17 protein-coding genes are annotated in these 15,291 nt (G+C 69.6%); 6 read left to right on the top strand and 11 right to left on the bottom strand.

Annotated elements, in window-relative coordinates:
• Positions 1-5: 5 nt before the first annotated feature.
• From D7V77_RS17670 to D7V77_RS17655, 4 genes are read right to left on the bottom strand one after another with little or no spacing between them, the layout of a single operon-like run.
• On the bottom strand, positions 6-1,346 hold the full coding sequence (locus tag D7V77_RS17670) for a pitrilysin family protein (RefSeq protein ID WP_120577460.1): 1,341 nt from the start codon (positions 1,344-1,346) through the stop codon (positions 6-8).
• Between the two features lie 27 nt (positions 1,347-1,373).
• A complete protein-coding gene (locus D7V77_RS17665) occupies positions 1,374-2,033 on the bottom strand; it encodes a response regulator transcription factor (RefSeq protein WP_120577480.1) in 660 nt (219 codons plus the stop codon).
• Between the two features lie 5 nt (positions 2,034-2,038).
• Positions 2,039-4,324, bottom strand: coding sequence for a serine/threonine-protein kinase (locus tag D7V77_RS17660; RefSeq protein WP_120577459.1), 2,286 nt, complete (start codon positions 4,322-4,324; stop codon positions 2,039-2,041).
• Positions 4,321-4,644, bottom strand: coding sequence for a hypothetical protein (locus tag D7V77_RS17655; RefSeq protein ID WP_120577458.1), 324 nt, complete (start codon positions 4,642-4,644; stop codon positions 4,321-4,323). Before D7V77_RS17655 ends, D7V77_RS17660 begins: the two co-directional genes overlap by 4 nt.
• An 85-nt stretch (positions 4,645-4,729) precedes the next feature.
• Here D7V77_RS17655 and D7V77_RS17650 point away from each other — a divergent pair, with 85 nt between their 5' ends.
• Positions 4,730-6,424 (top strand): HAD-IG family 5'-nucleotidase, encoded by a 1,695-nt coding sequence (locus D7V77_RS17650; RefSeq protein ID WP_120577457.1) that lies wholly within the window; start codon positions 4,730-4,732, stop codon positions 6,422-6,424.
• Between the two features lies 1 nt (position 6,425).
• Here D7V77_RS17650 and D7V77_RS17645 read toward each other — a convergent pair whose 3' ends face one another.
• On the bottom strand, positions 6,426-7,208 hold the full coding sequence (locus D7V77_RS17645) for a class I SAM-dependent methyltransferase (protein WP_120577456.1): 783 nt from the start codon (positions 7,206-7,208) through the stop codon (positions 6,426-6,428).
• Between the two features lie 59 nt (positions 7,209-7,267).
• Between D7V77_RS17645 and D7V77_RS17640 the strand changes: the two genes are divergently transcribed.
• The gene (locus tag D7V77_RS17640; RefSeq protein ID WP_120577479.1) at positions 7,268-7,642 is read left to right on the top strand and encodes a DUSAM domain-containing protein; all 375 of its coding nucleotides are present in this window, start codon (positions 7,268-7,270) and stop codon (positions 7,640-7,642) included.
• Positions 7,643-7,648: 6 nt separating this feature from the next.
• On the opposite strand, the gene D7V77_RS17635 is transcribed toward D7V77_RS17640, so the two are convergent.
• The 4 genes from D7V77_RS17635 to D7V77_RS17620 form a co-directional block, all read right to left on the bottom strand.
• Positions 7,649-9,811 carry a diguanylate cyclase gene (locus D7V77_RS17635; protein ID WP_120577455.1) on the bottom strand — a complete coding sequence of 721 codons (2,163 nt, stop codon included), beginning with the start codon at positions 9,809-9,811 and terminating at the stop codon, positions 7,649-7,651.
• Positions 9,808-10,089, bottom strand: coding sequence for a septum formation initiator family protein (locus D7V77_RS17630; protein WP_120577454.1), 282 nt, complete (start codon positions 10,087-10,089; stop codon positions 9,808-9,810). The genes D7V77_RS17635 and D7V77_RS17630 overlap by 4 nt, the downstream gene beginning before the upstream one ends.
• 82 nt (positions 10,090-10,171) lie before the next feature.
• The gene (locus D7V77_RS17625) at positions 10,172-10,708 is read right to left on the bottom strand and encodes a TlpA disulfide reductase family protein (RefSeq protein WP_233597073.1); all 537 of its coding nucleotides are present in this window, start codon (positions 10,706-10,708) and stop codon (positions 10,172-10,174) included.
• Positions 10,709-10,712: 4 nt separating this feature from the next.
• Positions 10,713-11,213: a Fur family transcriptional regulator gene (locus D7V77_RS17620; RefSeq protein ID WP_199733799.1), complete on the bottom strand. Its 501-nt coding sequence runs from the start codon at positions 11,211-11,213 to the stop codon at positions 10,713-10,715.
• Positions 11,214-11,451: 238 nt separating this feature from the next.
• Between D7V77_RS17620 and D7V77_RS17615 the strand changes: the two genes are divergently transcribed.
• From D7V77_RS17615 to D7V77_RS17600, 4 genes are all read left to right on the top strand, one after another.
• The gene (locus D7V77_RS17615; protein WP_120577453.1) at positions 11,452-12,693 is read left to right on the top strand and encodes a hypothetical protein; all 1,242 of its coding nucleotides are present in this window, start codon (positions 11,452-11,454) and stop codon (positions 12,691-12,693) included.
• A gap of 25 nt (positions 12,694-12,718) precedes the next feature.
• Positions 12,719-13,054, top strand: a complete 336-nt coding sequence (locus tag D7V77_RS17610) for an FmdB family zinc ribbon protein (RefSeq protein WP_120577452.1) — start codon at positions 12,719-12,721, stop codon at positions 13,052-13,054.
• Positions 13,055-13,129: 75 nt separating this feature from the next.
• Positions 13,130-13,333: a hypothetical protein gene (locus D7V77_RS17605; RefSeq protein WP_120577451.1), complete on the top strand. Its 204-nt coding sequence runs from the start codon at positions 13,130-13,132 to the stop codon at positions 13,331-13,333.
• A gap of 55 nt (positions 13,334-13,388) precedes the next feature.
• On the top strand, positions 13,389-14,141 hold the full coding sequence (locus tag D7V77_RS17600) for a hypothetical protein (RefSeq protein ID WP_120577450.1): 753 nt from the start codon (positions 13,389-13,391) through the stop codon (positions 14,139-14,141).
• A gap of 16 nt (positions 14,142-14,157) precedes the next feature.
• Here the strand turns inward: D7V77_RS17600 and D7V77_RS17595 are convergent, their stop codons facing one another.
• Positions 14,158-14,886: a PHP domain-containing protein gene (locus D7V77_RS17595; RefSeq protein ID WP_120577449.1), complete on the bottom strand. Its 729-nt coding sequence runs from the start codon at positions 14,884-14,886 to the stop codon at positions 14,158-14,160.
• Between the two features lie 57 nt (positions 14,887-14,943).
• Positions 14,944-15,219 carry a hypothetical protein gene (locus D7V77_RS17590; protein WP_043321624.1) on the bottom strand — a complete coding sequence of 92 codons (276 nt, stop codon included), beginning with the start codon at positions 15,217-15,219 and terminating at the stop codon, positions 14,944-14,946.
• Between the last annotated feature and the right edge of the window lie 72 nt (positions 15,220-15,291).

Below are 15,291 nucleotides of genomic sequence, written 5' to 3'. Positions count from 1 at the left end.
GGTTTTTACGCCTCCGCCGCTTCGTCACCGGCCTCTTCAGCGCCGGCTTCGGGATGGAGGGTGACCACCGAGCGGCGCTCGGGGGCGAAGTACTTCGCGGCCACGGCCTTCACCTGCTCCGCCGTGACGGACGCGTAGAAGGTCGGCAGGGACAGACCCTCGCGCCAGTCGCCCAGCAGGGCCTCGTAGTGGCCCAGGGCGTGCCCACGGCCGCTGTTGGTGGACAGCTCCCGCAGGTGGTCCGCGCGCAGGTTGTTCTTCGCCTTCTGCAGCTCCTTGTCGGTGACGCCTTCGCGCGCCAGCTTCTCCAGCTCCGCGTACAGCAGGGCCTCCACCTTCGCGGCTTCGGAGTCCGGCTTGAGCTCCAGGTAGAACAGGATGGTCCCCGGGTCGATGCGCCAGCTCCAGTCGAGCATCACCGACACGGCGGCCTTCTGATCGTACACGAGGGACTTCACCAGCCGGCTGCCCTCGCCCTTGGTGAGGATGTACTGGACCACGTCCAGCACCAGCGTGTCCTCGTTGCTCGCTGCGGGTCCGCGGAAGCCGATCATCACGGACGGCGACTGCGCGGGGTGGCGCACCACTGCGCGGCGCTCGCCCTTCTGCTCCGGCTCCGCGTTGAGCACCGGCGCGGGCGAGGGGCCGCGCGGGATGTTGCCGTAGTAGCGCTTCACCAGCGCGAGCGTCTTCTTCGGGTCGATGTCCCCGACGATGTAGAGCACCGCGTTGTTGGGCGCGTAGTACGTGCGGAAGTACTCCTGGCAGTCGTCGCGCGTGATGTTCTCGATGTCCGCCATCCACCCGATGACGGGCCAGCGGTACGCGTGAGCCTTGTAGACGAGCGTGCCCAGCTCCTCGTCCATCATGCCGGGGATTTCGTTGTCCACTCGGACGCGGCGCTCCTCCATCACGACCTGGCGCTCGCTGGCCAGCGTCTGGTCGGAGATGCGCAGCGAGCGCATCCGGTCCGACTCCAGGTCGAGCACCGTCTCCAGCGCGTCCGCGCTGAAGTCGTCGTAGTACACGGTCATGTCATTGGACGTGTACGCGTTGGAGCGGCCGCCGTTGGACTCCAGCGTCTTGTCGAACATCTTGGGGCCGTACTTCTTCGCCCCGTTGAACATCATGTGTTCGAACAGGTGGCTGATGCCGGTGATGCCGGGCCGCTCGTTGCGGCTGCCCACCTGGAAGAAGGTGTAGAGGCTGACCACCGGGGCCTGATGGTTCGCCAGCAGGCGGACCTTGAGACCGTTGGGCAGGGTTGCCTCGTGAACGTCGAAGAGTGCGGCGAGCGTGGGGTCCACCGCGCGCACCGCGGTGGACCGCGGGGATGCCTTGGACATAGGTGCCACACCGTAACCACGGCGCGGCTAGAGATCCACGACACCTTGACGCAGGGCCATCACCACCGCGTCCACATGGGAGTTGACGCCCATCTTCCGGTAGATATGCGACAGGTGCGTGCGCACCGTGCGCCGCTCCAGCGTCATCACCCGCCCCACCTCCGCGTTGGACAGGCCCTTGGCCACGTAGCGAAGGACGTCCAGCTCCACGTCCGTCAGACCCCAGGGCAGCTCGGCGGGCTTCTGGGCGGGCCTGGCCTGGATGGACTGGAAGTAGTTCCAGAAGCGCCGGGCGATGATGGGCTCCAGCACGGTGCCCCCGTCCATGACCTCCTGGATGCCGGAGCGGATCTTCTCCGGCCCCACCCGCTTCACCAGGTAGCCGGACGCGCCCGCCTGGATGGCCTCGTAGACCTTCTGCTCGTCCTCGAAGGACGTGAGGATGAGGATCTCCACCTCCGGTGCGCGGCGCTTGACCTTCTGGGTCACCTGGATGCCGTTGAGGCTGGGGAGCTCCAGGTCCAGCAGGACGAGCTGCGGGCGTTCACGGACGATGTCGTCCACCGCCTGCTCGCCATCCTGGGAGGTGCCCACGACCTCCAGTTCCGGAAAGGTGCCCAGCACCTTGACCAGGTTCTTCAGGAGCTGGGGCTGGTCCTCGACGACGAAGATGCGCGTGCGCTCCACGAAACTCACCGCCTGGTGGGGGGAGGCTGGAACTGTTCGTCCAGCTTCTGGTGCTGGCCCCGCGAGAAGCGGAGCTGGAAGTCCTTTTGCTCACCGGTGGAGATGGCCACCACGCGGATGTCGCGAGTGCCCGCGCGGACCGGGTAGTTCAGCAGCGGCGTCGCGCGGCGCACCTTCGCCCCGTCGATGAAGACGTTCGCCGGCAGGTTCGTGCGCAGCGTGAGGAACGCGCGCTGGTTCTTGGGAGGAACGCCGGGCTCGGCGGTGTCCTCATCCACGTCCTCGTCCTCGATGTCCCGCGCGCCCGGGTTGGCTGGCGGCGCGGGCGGAGGAGGCGCGATGGGCTTGAGCGCGGACGGGTTCGCGGACGGCGTCTGCGTGCCGTTCGCCGCGGGGGCGTTCGGGTCGTAGCGGGGCAGCTCCGGTTCCTGCACCTGCTCCAGGCCCAGCCGCCACGCGGCGACGGCGAACATGAACAGGCCCACCAGGGCGATACCGCCCGCGATGAAGAGCAGTCGCTTGCGGCGGGTACCGGCGGCCACCGCGTCCACGCGCGGCGTCTCCACCGTGTCGAAGCGCTGGTGCACCGGCAGGTGCCGGTCTGACGGCGCGGGCTCCGCCATGTCGGAGCGCACGCGGCCTTCCGCCTTCGGAGGAGCCATGCGGCGCTCCGAGCGGGGTTCGGCGGGAAGGGCTTCGGAGGCTTCCGCGCGGCCCCGGCTCTGCTGGCGGAGCACGGTCACGTCAGCGGCAGCAGGTGCCGAAGGTGCGCCACCGCCAGCAGGAAGGATCGCCGTCTCCTGGCCGGGAGCCCTGCCCCCGGCCCCCTTCGCGGGGCGCAGGGCCGGGCGCTTCGGCGGTTCTTCTTCCGCTCCCGGGGACTGGGCGGGACGCATGGCGGCGCGACGGCCGGTAGGCACAGGCGGTTCGTCGTCCCCGAGGGCCGGCCCGGGGCGCATGGCGGCGCGGCGGCCGGTGGGCACGGGCGGTTCGTCGTCCCCGAGCGGCGGTCCGGAGAAGTCCTCGATGACCTTCACGCGAGGATTGCGTCCCGCGCGCGCTGACGCCGGGCTGTCCGGGCGGCGGGACTTCTGCGCGAGCACACCGGGCGGTGCGTCCCAGCCCTGCTCCAACGGCCCCGCGGGCGAAAGTTCGGTGCTCCGCACTTCACCTGCCGGCTCGGGCTCGTCGTCCAGGGGGGCGTCGTCATCCGACGCGTAGTCCTCGGGACGGAACTCCTCGAAGCCGGGCGCGGCCTCCTGCGTCTCGGCGGACGCCTCCTTCTCCGTGGGCGCGCGGCTGTACGGCGCGCGCTGGACGATGGAGGCCTCGTACTCCTCCGCGTGCAGGTCCTCCATCTCCGCGCCGGAGACGGCCTCCAGCTGAAAGGGCTCGGCGAACGGGACGGGCCCGGGGGCCGCGATGCTCACCTCGTTGGGGAACAGCTCCGACACGAAGCGCGCCACCTCCTCCGCGCCGGGCAGACCACCGCCCGCGGAGAGGAAGTTACGCAGGGCCTGGGCGAACTCGCCGCACGAGCGGAAGCGCCGCTGGGGCGCCGGATCCAACGCGCGCATGATCGACGGATCCAACCGCGAGTTGATCCGCCGATCCAACCGGCTGGGAGGAGGCAGCGCCTCGCGGCGGGTGCTCACGCCGCTGCCCGGCACCACGGCCTCGCGCAGGGTGAGCAGCTCGTACGCGATGGCGCCCAGCGAGTACACGTCGGACGCCTCCGTGGGCGTCTCCCCGCGGGTGACTTCCGGCGCCCGGTACGCGCTGCGGCCCCGGTGCGCGAACGTGCGCTTGAGCTGGGGCACGGACAGGAGCGCCTGGAGCGCGCCGAAGTCGCAGATGGCCGGGAAGCCGTCGCGGGCCAGGAGCACGTTGCCAGGGGTGATGGCGCCGTGGACGACGCCCGCGTCGTGCGCGAGCTGCACGGTCTCCAACAGCTGGATGACGATGGACAGCGCCACCGTGGGCGGCAGCAGCACCTCTTTCGTATTGAGGCGCTGGAGCGCGACGCCCAGCGTGAAGCCGTCCACGTCCTCGCGCACCACGGCGAGCCGCTGGCGCACGAAGCCCACGTCCACGACGTGGAGGAGGCCCGGGTGGCGCACGGGCTGGAGCAGCCGCACCGTCTCCGCCACCGAGCGGGCATAGGCGGGGTCGGAGGTGCGCGGCAGGAAGAGCTTCACCGCGACGGGGATGGAGGGCAGCAGCAGGGACTCGTACAGCTCCGCGAGGTCTCCTGCCTCCGTGCGGCCGATGAGCCGGTACGTCCCGCTCATCGGGTCTTCCGGGGCGACTTGGGCCCACTGGCGCGGCGGCGGGTCACGGCGGCGAACATGAAGCCACACCACACGCACGACTCACCGCGCCGTCCACGGGGCAGCTCCAGGGTGCAGCCAGGGCAGCGGGGCCGGGGCCGGGCGGTGCGGACGTTGGCGGCGGAGGCGCTGGCCCGGGTGCGGACGAGGGGCGGCTTGCGGGCCTCCAGGGCGAGTCGGGCCTCCAGACGGCGCACCCGGTCCTCCAACGCGGTGATGCGAGCGGCCAGGCGCGCGTGGAGGTCCTCGGCGGAGGCCGGGGATGGACGTGGGGTGCGCATCGTTGGACAGAGCGTGCCAGCCCCGTGCGAAGCCCGCAAGGACGCGGGCGAAGGGCATGCGGCGCGTGTTATGTCTTGAGGTCCCGTGTCGCCCATACTCTCCCCTGCCAGGCCCATCCCGGGCGGACCCTCCGTGGATCCGCTGCACGGGAGCTTCCGTTCCTCCATCAGTCGCGAGCGCGCCGACGACGCGGCCCGCCGGGCGAGGGACTTGCTCACCGACGACGTGCTCGGCCGGCTGCTCACCACGCCGCGTGAGGCCACGGACCAAGTGCCGCATTCGCGGGACGTGTTCGTCAACCGCAACCTGCGCATGGACCACATCGAACTCATCGGGTTCGACATGGACTACACGCTGGCCATCTACCACATGCGCCGGCTGGAGCAGTTGTCGTTCGACATGACGCTCGCGAAGCTGATCAGCGAGTACGGCTATCCGCCGTTCGTGGGCGGCCTGCTCTACGACCACCACTTCGTGATGCGCGGGTTGGCGGTGGACCGCGTCAACGGCAACGTCCTGAAGATGGACCGCTTCGGTCACGTGGGGCGCGCGTACCACGGCCTGCGTCCGCTGAAGCGCGACGCGTGGAAGGAGCTGTACCGCAACAAGCGCGTGCGGCTGCGCAACCCTCAGTTCGCGTGGAACGACACGCTCTTCGCGTTGCCGGAGACGTGCCTGTATTCGGGCATCATCGAGCTGATGGAGTCGCTGGGGCACACCGTGAACTACGGCAAGCTCTACGACGACATCCGGGAAGCCATCGACACGGTGCACCGGGACAACTCGCTCAAGCGGGAGATCCGCAAGGACCTGGCGCGCTACGTGTTCCTGGATCCGGAGCTGGGTCCGGCGTTGCACAAGCTGCGCTCGGGCGGGAAGAAGTTGTTCCTGCTGACGAACTCCGCGTGGGACTACACGAACGCGGTGATGCGCTACCTGTTGGAAGGGCAGCTGCCGGAGTACCCCAGCTGGCGCAACTACTTCGACTTCGTGGTGACGGCGGCGGGCAAGCCGGCCTTCTTCACGGAGGCCCGGCCGTTCCTGGAGCTGGATTCCTCCACGGAGGCCGGCAAGGTCGTGGGCGAGGCGAAGTCACTGGAGCGCGGCACGGTGTACTCGGGCGGCAACCTGGCCCAGTTCGAGGAGTTCACCGGCTACCGGGGCGAGCACATCCTCTACGTGGGCGACCACATCTACGGCGACATCCTGAAGTCGAAGAAGTCGTCGCTGTGGCGCACGTGCATGATCGTCCAGGAGATTGAGGACGAGATCACGTACACGGACGCGCGGCGCGAGGAGATCGTCACCCTGTCGGAGGTGGAGCTGACGCGAGCTCGGCTGGACGACGAGGTGAACCACCGCAAGACGGTGTTGAACACCCTGGAGCGCAGGCTGGAGCGCGAGGAGTTGGCGGATCCCGAGCGCCAGGAGGTGGAAGAGCTGCGCAAGAAGGTGAAGGCGGAGCTGGAGAAGCTGCGCCGGTCGCTGAAGGAGACCAACGGCATCGCGGACACGCTGGAGCGCGACGTCGAGGAGGGCTTCAATCCGTACTGGGGCTTGCTGTTCAAGGAGGGCAACGAGAACAGCCGCTTCGGCTACCAGGTGGAGCAGTACGCGTGTCTCTACACGAGCCGCGTGTCGAACTTCCTGCACCACTCGCCCATGCAGTACTACCGCTCGCCGCGCGACCTGATGGCGCACGAGCAGGCGGGAGCGCTGTCGAGCAAGTTGTCCCCGATGGGCAGTGAGGGTCCGCCGAAGGGGTCGGAGAAGGAGTAGCTCAGGGGAGAGCGGGGAGCCGCCCCCAGATGACTTCGCTGAAGCGCGAGGTGGGCGCAGGCTCGATGCCCACCTTCTTCAAATCGTCGGTGTGACGAGCGCCCTTCACGACGACCCACCGGCGGGCGACGCGTCTCCCCTCCTCCACGGCTTCAGGAGTGAGGGGCGCGTGCTCCGCGAAGCGGCGCAGGACGTCGAAGGCGGGCTGGGCCTTCTTGGGCTTGGCGAACATCGGGTCGAAGAAGACGACGTCGAAGGACTTCGAAGGCAGCGTCTTCAGGTACGCGTGCGCATCCGCGTGAAGCACTTCGATGGCGCACGAGTCCGCGCCCCGGTCGTAGCGCTGGAGCCCCTCCGCGGCGACGATGCACAGGGGCAGGCTCTTCTCCAGGCCGACGACACGGCCCGTGGGACCCACGGCGAGCGAAGCCACCAGCGCGTCCTGCGCGAGCCCCAGGGTGCAGTCGAGCACGGCATCCCCGGGGACGATCTCCGCGACCTTGAGGAACGCGTCATCGCGTTGGCCCTGCCGCAGCCGCATGCGCCGCAGGTGCGCCATGCCCGCGTGGAAGCCGAACGAACCCTGCGGCTCCCACAGCGTCACGCCATCGCCGCCCACGACGAGCAGCACCTCCACCTTGGTGCCCAGCCAGGGCGCGATGCCCTCACTGGAGCGGCGCGAAAGGAACGGCAGGTTCCACCGCTGCGCCACGGTCCGCGCCTCGCGCACCGTGGCCGCGTCCGTCTTCGTGCTGGTGGTGACGGCGAGGGGAAGCGGAGTCATCGTGGAACGTATAACTGGGTATGGTCTCGAACGTGCGGCGAAGGAGCGCCACGGCATTCATGGTCGAAGACCTCGAAGGCGACTGGCATCAACTCCGGGTGCTCGATACGCGCGCCCAGCAGGAAGGCACTGTCGTCCTGGACGACGCCCTTCGCACGCTTCTGCGACGCGCGGGCTCTTCCGTGGCCATGACCACCGCGGAGGTGGAAACGGGACTGCGCACACCGGAGGCCGCGCTCACCCTCCTCCACCAGATGCGTCAGCGCGTCACGGAGGGCTCACGGCGCCTGGGCGACGCCCTCCACCGCATGTATCGCTTGCGAGACCAGGGCGACCTGGACGGCGCGCGCCAGCAGATGCGGGACCTGCTCGCCGTGGAGGTCGTGCCGTACTACCGCGAGCTCGCACAGGGCCAGCTCGCGGACCTGGACTGAGCCGCCCTACTCCGCGACCGCCTGGAGCTTCCGGCCACCCTGCATCTGCGCCACCGTCACGGACTGGTTCCGGCCGTTGCGCTTCGAGTGGTACAGGCACTGGTCCGCCAGGTCGATCATCTGCTGCTTCTCCATGGCGTTGTCCGGGAACGTCGCGATGCCCAGCGACATCGTGATGCGCAGCGGGCCCATCTCCGTCTGGAACACCTCCGCCATCACCGCCTCGCGGATGCGCTCGGCGATGATCTTCGCGCCCTGCACGTCCGTCTCCGGCATCACCATCACGAACTCCTCGCCGCCGTAGCGAGCGACGATGTCCGTGTCCCGCGCCAGCGTCTTGATGATGCGCGCCACGCCCTTGAGCACCTGGTCGCCCGTCGGGTGACCGTAGGTGTCGTTCACGTTCTTGAAGTGGTCCACGTCCGTCAACATGATGGAGCACTTGCGGTTGTACCGCCGCGCCTGAGCCAGGATGTCGTCCGCGCGCGACTGGAACGTGCGGTGGTTCAGCAGCCCCGTGAGGCCGTCCGTCGTCGCCATCCGCTCCATCTGCTCGTAGAGCTGCGCGCGCAACACCGCCTGCGCCGCCTGGATGGCGATGACTTCGATCATCCGCAGCACGTCCTGCTCGAACGCCGCCTTCTTGCGCGACCCCGCCACCAGCGTGCCCAGAATCCGGTCCCCCGCCACCAGCGGGAAGATCTTCAGCGCGCCCAGGCCGCGCACCTGCGTCTCCTCATCGAAGATGACCTGACGGTCCATCGCCTTGATGTCCCGCCCCGGCAGCGGCGCCCCATAGCGCACCACGTTCGCCACCAGGCCGTTGTTGTCCTGGAACGTCTGGCCCTCCAGCGCCTTGCCCTGCGCCGTGACGCCCGTCATCCGCGCCACGCGGTGCATCCGCTTGCCGTCCTGCTCCGACACCAGCGTCACCGCGCAGAAGTCCAGCCCCGCCAGCTGCCGCGTCGCCTCCAGCACCGCCACGAACACCTGGTCCGGGCTGCCCGCGCGGTTGAGCTCCTCGATGGCCCGGAAGAACCGGTCCTTCTCGTCGCGCGTCTTGCGGATGTAGCTCATCACCCGCTCCACCTCGATGGAGCGCAGCACCTCTCCCGCGATGGTGGTGAGCATCTTCTCGTCCTGGTCCGTGAACGGCTCGTTCTTGAGCTTGTCCGCCACCAGCACGCCGCGCACCAGGCCGCTGCCCTCCAGGATGGGCACCGCCAGCAGCGCCTGCACCGTGGGACCGCTGCTCTCGTAGTACGTGACGCCCTTCAGCCCCTGCGGCGAGTTCATCCGCACCGGCGCGCGGCGCTTCAGCACGCCGCCGATGATGCCCTCGCCCGCGTTGAACTTCTCGCGCTGCACCCGCTCCGAACCGGAGCGGCAGTCGTACAGCTTCAGGCTCCGGTCGTCCGACGTGAGCAGGAACGCCGCGCAGGTGTCCGTGCGCAGGCCCGTCTCCGCGATCTCCAGCGCCGCGTGCACCGCGCCCTCAATCTCCTTCACCGACGCGACCAGCCACTTCTCGTCGGAGTTCATCCCGCTGAAGCTGTCCTGCGTCCCGGAGGACACCAGCCGGAAGGTGCGCGCGCGCTCCTCCACCTCGCGGATGCGCTTCTGCACCGCGTCCGACTCCGCCCGCTTCGCCACCGCCATCCGCGCGGACAGCACCAGGTGGTACAGCCCCGCGAACAGCGCCAGGAACAGCGTGTGCGTCAGGAACCCGGTGAGGTTCACCACCGGCCCGCCCAGCGTCACCAGGCCGTCGTACACCAGCGCCACGCCCAGCAGCGTCATGCCCGCGTTGCGAGGCAGGAACGCCACCAGGAACGCCATCAACAGGTAGACGATGGGGAACAGCTCCCCGCCGCCAATGGCCACCACGATGAAGGCCGCGGAGATGAGCCCGCCGCCCAGCTCCAGGTCGTCGCGCAGGTCGATGACCGCGCCCACCGAGGAGCGCATGGCCCGGCGCCACGCCGCCATGCCGATGCCGATGAGCAGCCCCATCACCAGCGCCGCTTCCGTCCACCCCAGCGTGTTCAGGCCCCGGAAGCCGCCGCGCGCCAGGTGGACGAACGTCGCCAGCGCCACCGCCGCGGGGATGGCTCGGAAGAAGGCGCGCACGAGCTTCGCGGGAGAGGGCACCACGGACAGCGAGGTCATGGCGACTCCAGGTGGAAGACGATTTCGCCCGGCTTCACATAGCCGAGCTCCTCACGGACCGACTGCTCCAGCGTCGCCGGATCCTTGCGCAGCGCCGCGATCTCCTTGCGGAGCACGTCGTTCTGCGCGGCCAGCGAGCGGTTGCGCTCATCGAGCGCCTCCACGTCCTGCCGCAGGCGCAGGTAGCGCCGGAAGCCCTTGGCGTCCGCCACCGAAGCGAGGCTCAAGGCCACCGCCACCACCGCCGCCACCATCAGGAGCTTTCGCCGGGACGTCATGAGCGCCGGCGAAGGTACCAGCGGCCCCCTTGCCCGCAACTATTCCGCTCCAGCCCTGTAGCACCCCGGGCGGAGGCGGAAATCAGTCCGCCTTCAGCAGCTTTTCAATGGCCTTCGCCACGTCCGCCTGGCCCTCAATCCCCTGCCACGCGGCCACCGCGCGGCCGTGCCTGTCCAGCAGCACCGTGCTGGGCAGTGCCCGGATGCGACCGAAGGCGCTCTCACCGGCGCGCATCCGCTCGTCCGACAGGAGCACCGGGTACGGAAAGGCGTAGTGGTTCGCGAACGGCCCCAGCACCCGGCCCTCGTCGATGTCCATCCCCACCGCGACGACCTGGAAGCCCTGGGGGCCGTAGGTCTCCTGGAGATGCTTGAGCGAGGGCTGGTCCGCCAGGCACGGGAAGCACCAGGTGGCCATGAAGGACACCAGCACCACCTTGCCCGTGAGCTGGCGGGGGTCGTAGCGCGCAGGCCCCACCGACGGCAGCCACAGCGCCCGGTAGAACGCGGGCCCGGCATCCACCGGCCCGCCGTGGCGACAGCCGGACACCGAGCCCGTCAGCGTCAGTGCGCCCAGCGCCACCGCGCACAGGAGCGCGCGTCGTCGCACCGGGCTCACGCGCTCAGGCCTCTGTCTCCAGAGGGCCACCCCGGAGCTGACACTCGCGACACAGGCCGTACAGCTCCATCTTGTGCGACGTCACCGTGAAGCCGTGCTTGCGCGCCACCGCGTCCTGGAGCGTCTCGATGCGGTCGTTCTCGAACTCCACGATGGTGCCGCAGCTCGTGCAGATGAGGTGATCGTGGTGCTCGCGCCCCGCCGCCGCCTCGTAGCGCGTCTGCCCGTCACCGAAGTTGCGCGCGTGGGCCAGGCCGCACTCGTTGAGCAGCTTCATCGTCCGGTACACGGTGGCCACGGACACCTTGGTGTCCTGTTCGCGCACCTTGTTCCACAGCTCTTCGACGGACAGGTGGCCGCCCACCTCGAAGAAGGTGTCGATGATGAGGCTGCGCTGGCGCGTGCTCTTCAGCCCGTGCTGGGCCATGTAGCGCGCCAGGACCTCGTCCTTGTCCTTGTCCGAGGGGCCGTGGGAGTGGGAGTGGCTGTGGTGATGGGTCGTCATCTGCAATCTCTGGAGCACCCCATGTGTTGGGGTGGGGATGCCTGCTCCCGCAAGACAATCTGGCCGGCCGGGCCTGGCAAGCGCCCGCTTCCCCGGTGACTACCACGGAGTTCGGTGACTTCGGCTTGCGCCGCGCGTGAGCTGTTTACATTGAGGCCGGACTGGCTCATTGACACCTGTCTGGCCGCGAAGATAGAGGCATCCGCCCTCGTAAACGAGCAATTTTCCGAACCTTTCCATGATCAGTCCCTGGCAGAGAAGACGGCAGCCCGATGACGTACCCACCCCGGTGGCGGTGGCGGTGTCGGACTTCTGCCGACGCGCGAAGGCTCCGGCCCCCGCACAGCAGGTCCGCGAGGCGCTCGCGCTCCTCACCGAGGATGAGGACTTCCGGGTCCGCGCCCTCACGGATGGTGAACCGGAGACGTCCCCCCTGGGGCCCTTCGCGGTGGTGGACATCCTGCGCGGCGTGACGCCGGCGCTCGCGGCCCAGCGCCAGGAGTGCGGCTACTACGACGTGGCGCAGGAGCTGGCCCTGGTGCGCGAGGAGAAGACGCCGCCCCCCGCGCCCGCCTCCACGACGCCCGTGTTCGCGCGCCCCTCCCCGGCCTCCGAGGAGGCGGACGCGAAGACCGGCCGCCGCAAGAGCGCCAAGGCGGAGGCCGCCGCCGTCCAGGAGCGCATCGCGCCCAAGAAGCGCACCACCGACGCGGAGGACGCCGACACCGCCGCGTCCGCCCCGGCTCCCCAGGCGCCCCAGGAAGAAGAGGAGGCCCCGCGCTTCCTCAAGCGCGAGCTGCCCCGCCCCCGCGGCCGCTTCACCCGCGTGGAGGCCCAGCGACTGTCGTTCCTTGAACTGACGCGCGCGGAGGGCAAGGAGACGCTGGAGGCCGCCATCGAGGCCACGGAGCACCGCTACTCACTTCTGCGCACGCTGGAGCACCGCTACAACGGCCCGCGCGGTGAGATGACCCAGGTCGACATGGAGAACGTGCTGCGCCAGCACGGCATCATGGAGACGCTGGAGGCTCGCGAGCGCCACAACATCGAGACTGCCTACGCGTCCCAGCGCGGCGCCACCGGCCGGGTGGCCTGGGCGCTCGGCCTGTCCCCCAGCGAGCTGCAGCGGCTCAACCACGCGCTCAGGCTGGAAGAAGTCGTGGAGGCGCTGCGCGAGCGCTTCCGCAACGAGGTGCTGGCCACGAGCCACCTCACCCACCGGCTGGATCTGCTCGGCCGGGACAAGTACCTGGTGGACCTGGGCATCCAGAAGCGCTTCGCCGACGCGCTCCGCAAGGAGCTGGAGCGGCTGGCGAAGGACGCCCTGCCGGACGCCACGGATCTCCACTCGCTGGCCAACGTCGTGGGTCGCAAGCACGGCGCGCCCGCGGAGCTGGTCACCCGCGCCTTCGAGCGCCTGAATCTGACGGAGGGCCTGCGCAAGCAGCTCTCCGCCCAGGCCCAATCCCCTTCGAACTGACTCATCGAGACGAGGTACCCACCCCATGCCCATCTACGAGTACGGCTGCTCGGCCTGTGGAAAGACCATCGACGTCCTGCAGAAGATGTCCGACCCGACGCCCGCCGCCTGCACCGCGTGCGGCGCCGAGGGCACGCTGAGCAAGCAGCTCAGCCGCTCCAGCTTCCACCTCAAGGGTGGCGGCTGGTACTCGGACCTGTACGGCTCCACGAAGAAGGACGGCGGCGGTTCGTCGTCGTCCTCCTCGGCGTCGTCGTCGCCCGCGTCTTCTTCGACCACGTCGTCGTCGAGCACCAGCACGGCGCCCAGCGCTCCCGCGGCCGCGCCGAGCACGCCGGCCGCGTCCGGCGACAAGTCGTAGCGCCCCAGGCTCCACCGTCCCACCGCCCCCGGCTGAAAATTCGCTGGGGGCGCGGGGAGGCCGCACACTTGACGCGTGCCCTTCCCTCCCTCGAAGCGTCCCCCCCGCCACTGCGCGCTGTGCGGCCATCCGGAGCTGACGGATGCTCGGGGGCAGGGGCGGTTCCTCCTGGTCGCGGACCCGCATGGCCGCGGTCCCGTGTGTCCCACGCAGCGCGGCTGCCGCAACGGCAAGCTCGCGGCGACGGACACGCCGGCGCTGACGCAGGCCAGCCGCTAGGCTAAGCAGACACCCGAAGGCGCGCGCCGTCCCATCCCGCGCGCCTCCAGGTGCCATGCCGCGTTCCTTCCGCTCGCTGTCGTCGCTGTTCCTGGTGCCGCTCGTGGCCGCCGTGTCTTTCGGCTGCGCGTCCGCCACCCGCATGTCCCCCGAGGACCGGGCCGCGTTGGACCGCGGCCTCAGCGGCCCGGACGCGGAGCAGTACCTGCGCGTCTCCGCCTACCTGACGCCCTTCTTCGGGGACGCGTCCAAGCGGCTGCTCACGCCCTACCCTCCAGAGGACGTGCGGCTGGTGGATGACACCCAGGGCAAGCCCATCAACCCCGGCCCCGTCCAGGCCACCCTCCCCGCCGGCTCGCGCGTGCGGATCACCAAGGTGGAGTTCCCCACCGCGTGGGTCGTCACCGAGCGCGTCCTCTACTCCCCGCGCACCTGGCCGTGGGTGTACGTGACGGTGGAGGGCGCCCCCGCCGGAGAGCAGGTGGTGATGGTGCTGCCGCCGAACCTGGACCGGCAGGACGCGTTCCGCGCGGAGCTGGGGAACACGCTGTCGCCCCACCCGCTGACGCAGCAGCTCAACGGCTTCAGCGCGGCGGTGAAGGAGGCCGTGCGCACCAAGACGCTGGTGCCGGACATGCCCGCGGACGCGGTGCGCATGGCCTGGGGCCCGCCGGAGTCCGTGCGCCGCACGCTGGAGGGCACCGCGAAGAACGAGGAGTGGCGCTACACCGGCGAGCGCCGCAAGGCGTTCCTCAGCGACGGGAGGCTGGTGCGCGCGGAAGAGGCAGGCAAATCCGTCCTGCCCTGAATCGCCTGGCGCCTGTCTAGCGCCGGCCGCCGCGGCGGTGCTGCTTCTTGCCGCCGCCGCCCTTGCGCTGGGCCTGCGCCTCGCCCGGCCGGGTGAGGCGGGGCAGCTCACCGGCCATCACCGGCCAGTAGTCGCCCTTGAACAGCTCCTCCACCAGCTGCGCCTGGGTGAGCACGTCGCGCTTGAAGAAGGTGGCGCCGCGGCCCATCTCGTCCAGGGAGCCGCGCGCGTCGCTGCCGCCCACGCAGGGCACCTTGAGGACGTCCGCGGCCTCCACGGCCAGGTCGTTGGCCGTCTGCTTCACCTTGGCGTTGTAGCCCTCCACGGCGCACAGCACGCCGGACAGTGAGCGCACGTACTCCATGGCGGGGTTGGGCACGTCGCGGTCGAAGGGGCGGGCCGCGATGATGGCCGCGCCCATCGCCTTCACCTTGGGCAGGCACTCGGCGGCGCTCCAGGGCTTCTCCCGGTTGCTGCCCCACATCTGCACGGGCTCCGGCGCCAGCTCCGGCTTCGGGAAGAAGCACAGGTATTGGCCCCGGTCCGTGACGAGCTCCAGGCCCACGAAGACCTTCACCTTGGACCTGGCGCCGATCTCGAAGAGTTCGTCGCAGCCGTCCTGGGTGTTCGTCTCGGTGAACGCCACCGCGTCCAGGCCGAACATGGCCGCACGCTCCAGCACGGCGCGCGGCTCCAGGTCGCACCCCTTGGACAGGTGGGAATGGGCGTGTAGGTCGATGAGCATGGGCGACGCGTGCCTAACAGGCCTCCCCGGGCCTGTCGAGCCCGCGCGCGCAGGCCCTCAGGCGTACGCGTAGGACTGGAAGTTGCCCTGCTTGGCCTGGCTGTTCTTCTCCTCGTAGGTGCGAATGAGGTAGCCCATCAGCATCAGCGAGGACGTGTTCTCCAACACCCGGGACGGATCCTTGGAGATGAGGTTCGCGCTGTAGTTCAGGAAGAACTGCGCCAGCTCCTCGCCCGCTTCCTTCACGATGAGGGCGTTGAGCGCGCTCGGCTCCATGGTGCGGATGGTGTTGATGAAATCGACCGCCAGGTCCTTCTTCGTCTTCATGTCCACGGTCCTGCCCCCTTTTTCCGCCCATGCCCTGGAGCCGGAAATGGCCCCGAGCCTGTCTCTTATACACAATCT

The sequence above is a fragment of the Corallococcus sp. CA041A genome (genome assembly GCF_003612075.1).
Lineage (GTDB): Bacteria > Myxococcota > Myxococcia > Myxococcales > Myxococcaceae > Corallococcus > Corallococcus exiguus.
The sequence above is the reverse complement of the archived record's forward strand: the minus strand, read 5'-3'. Positions and strand labels throughout refer to the sequence as shown.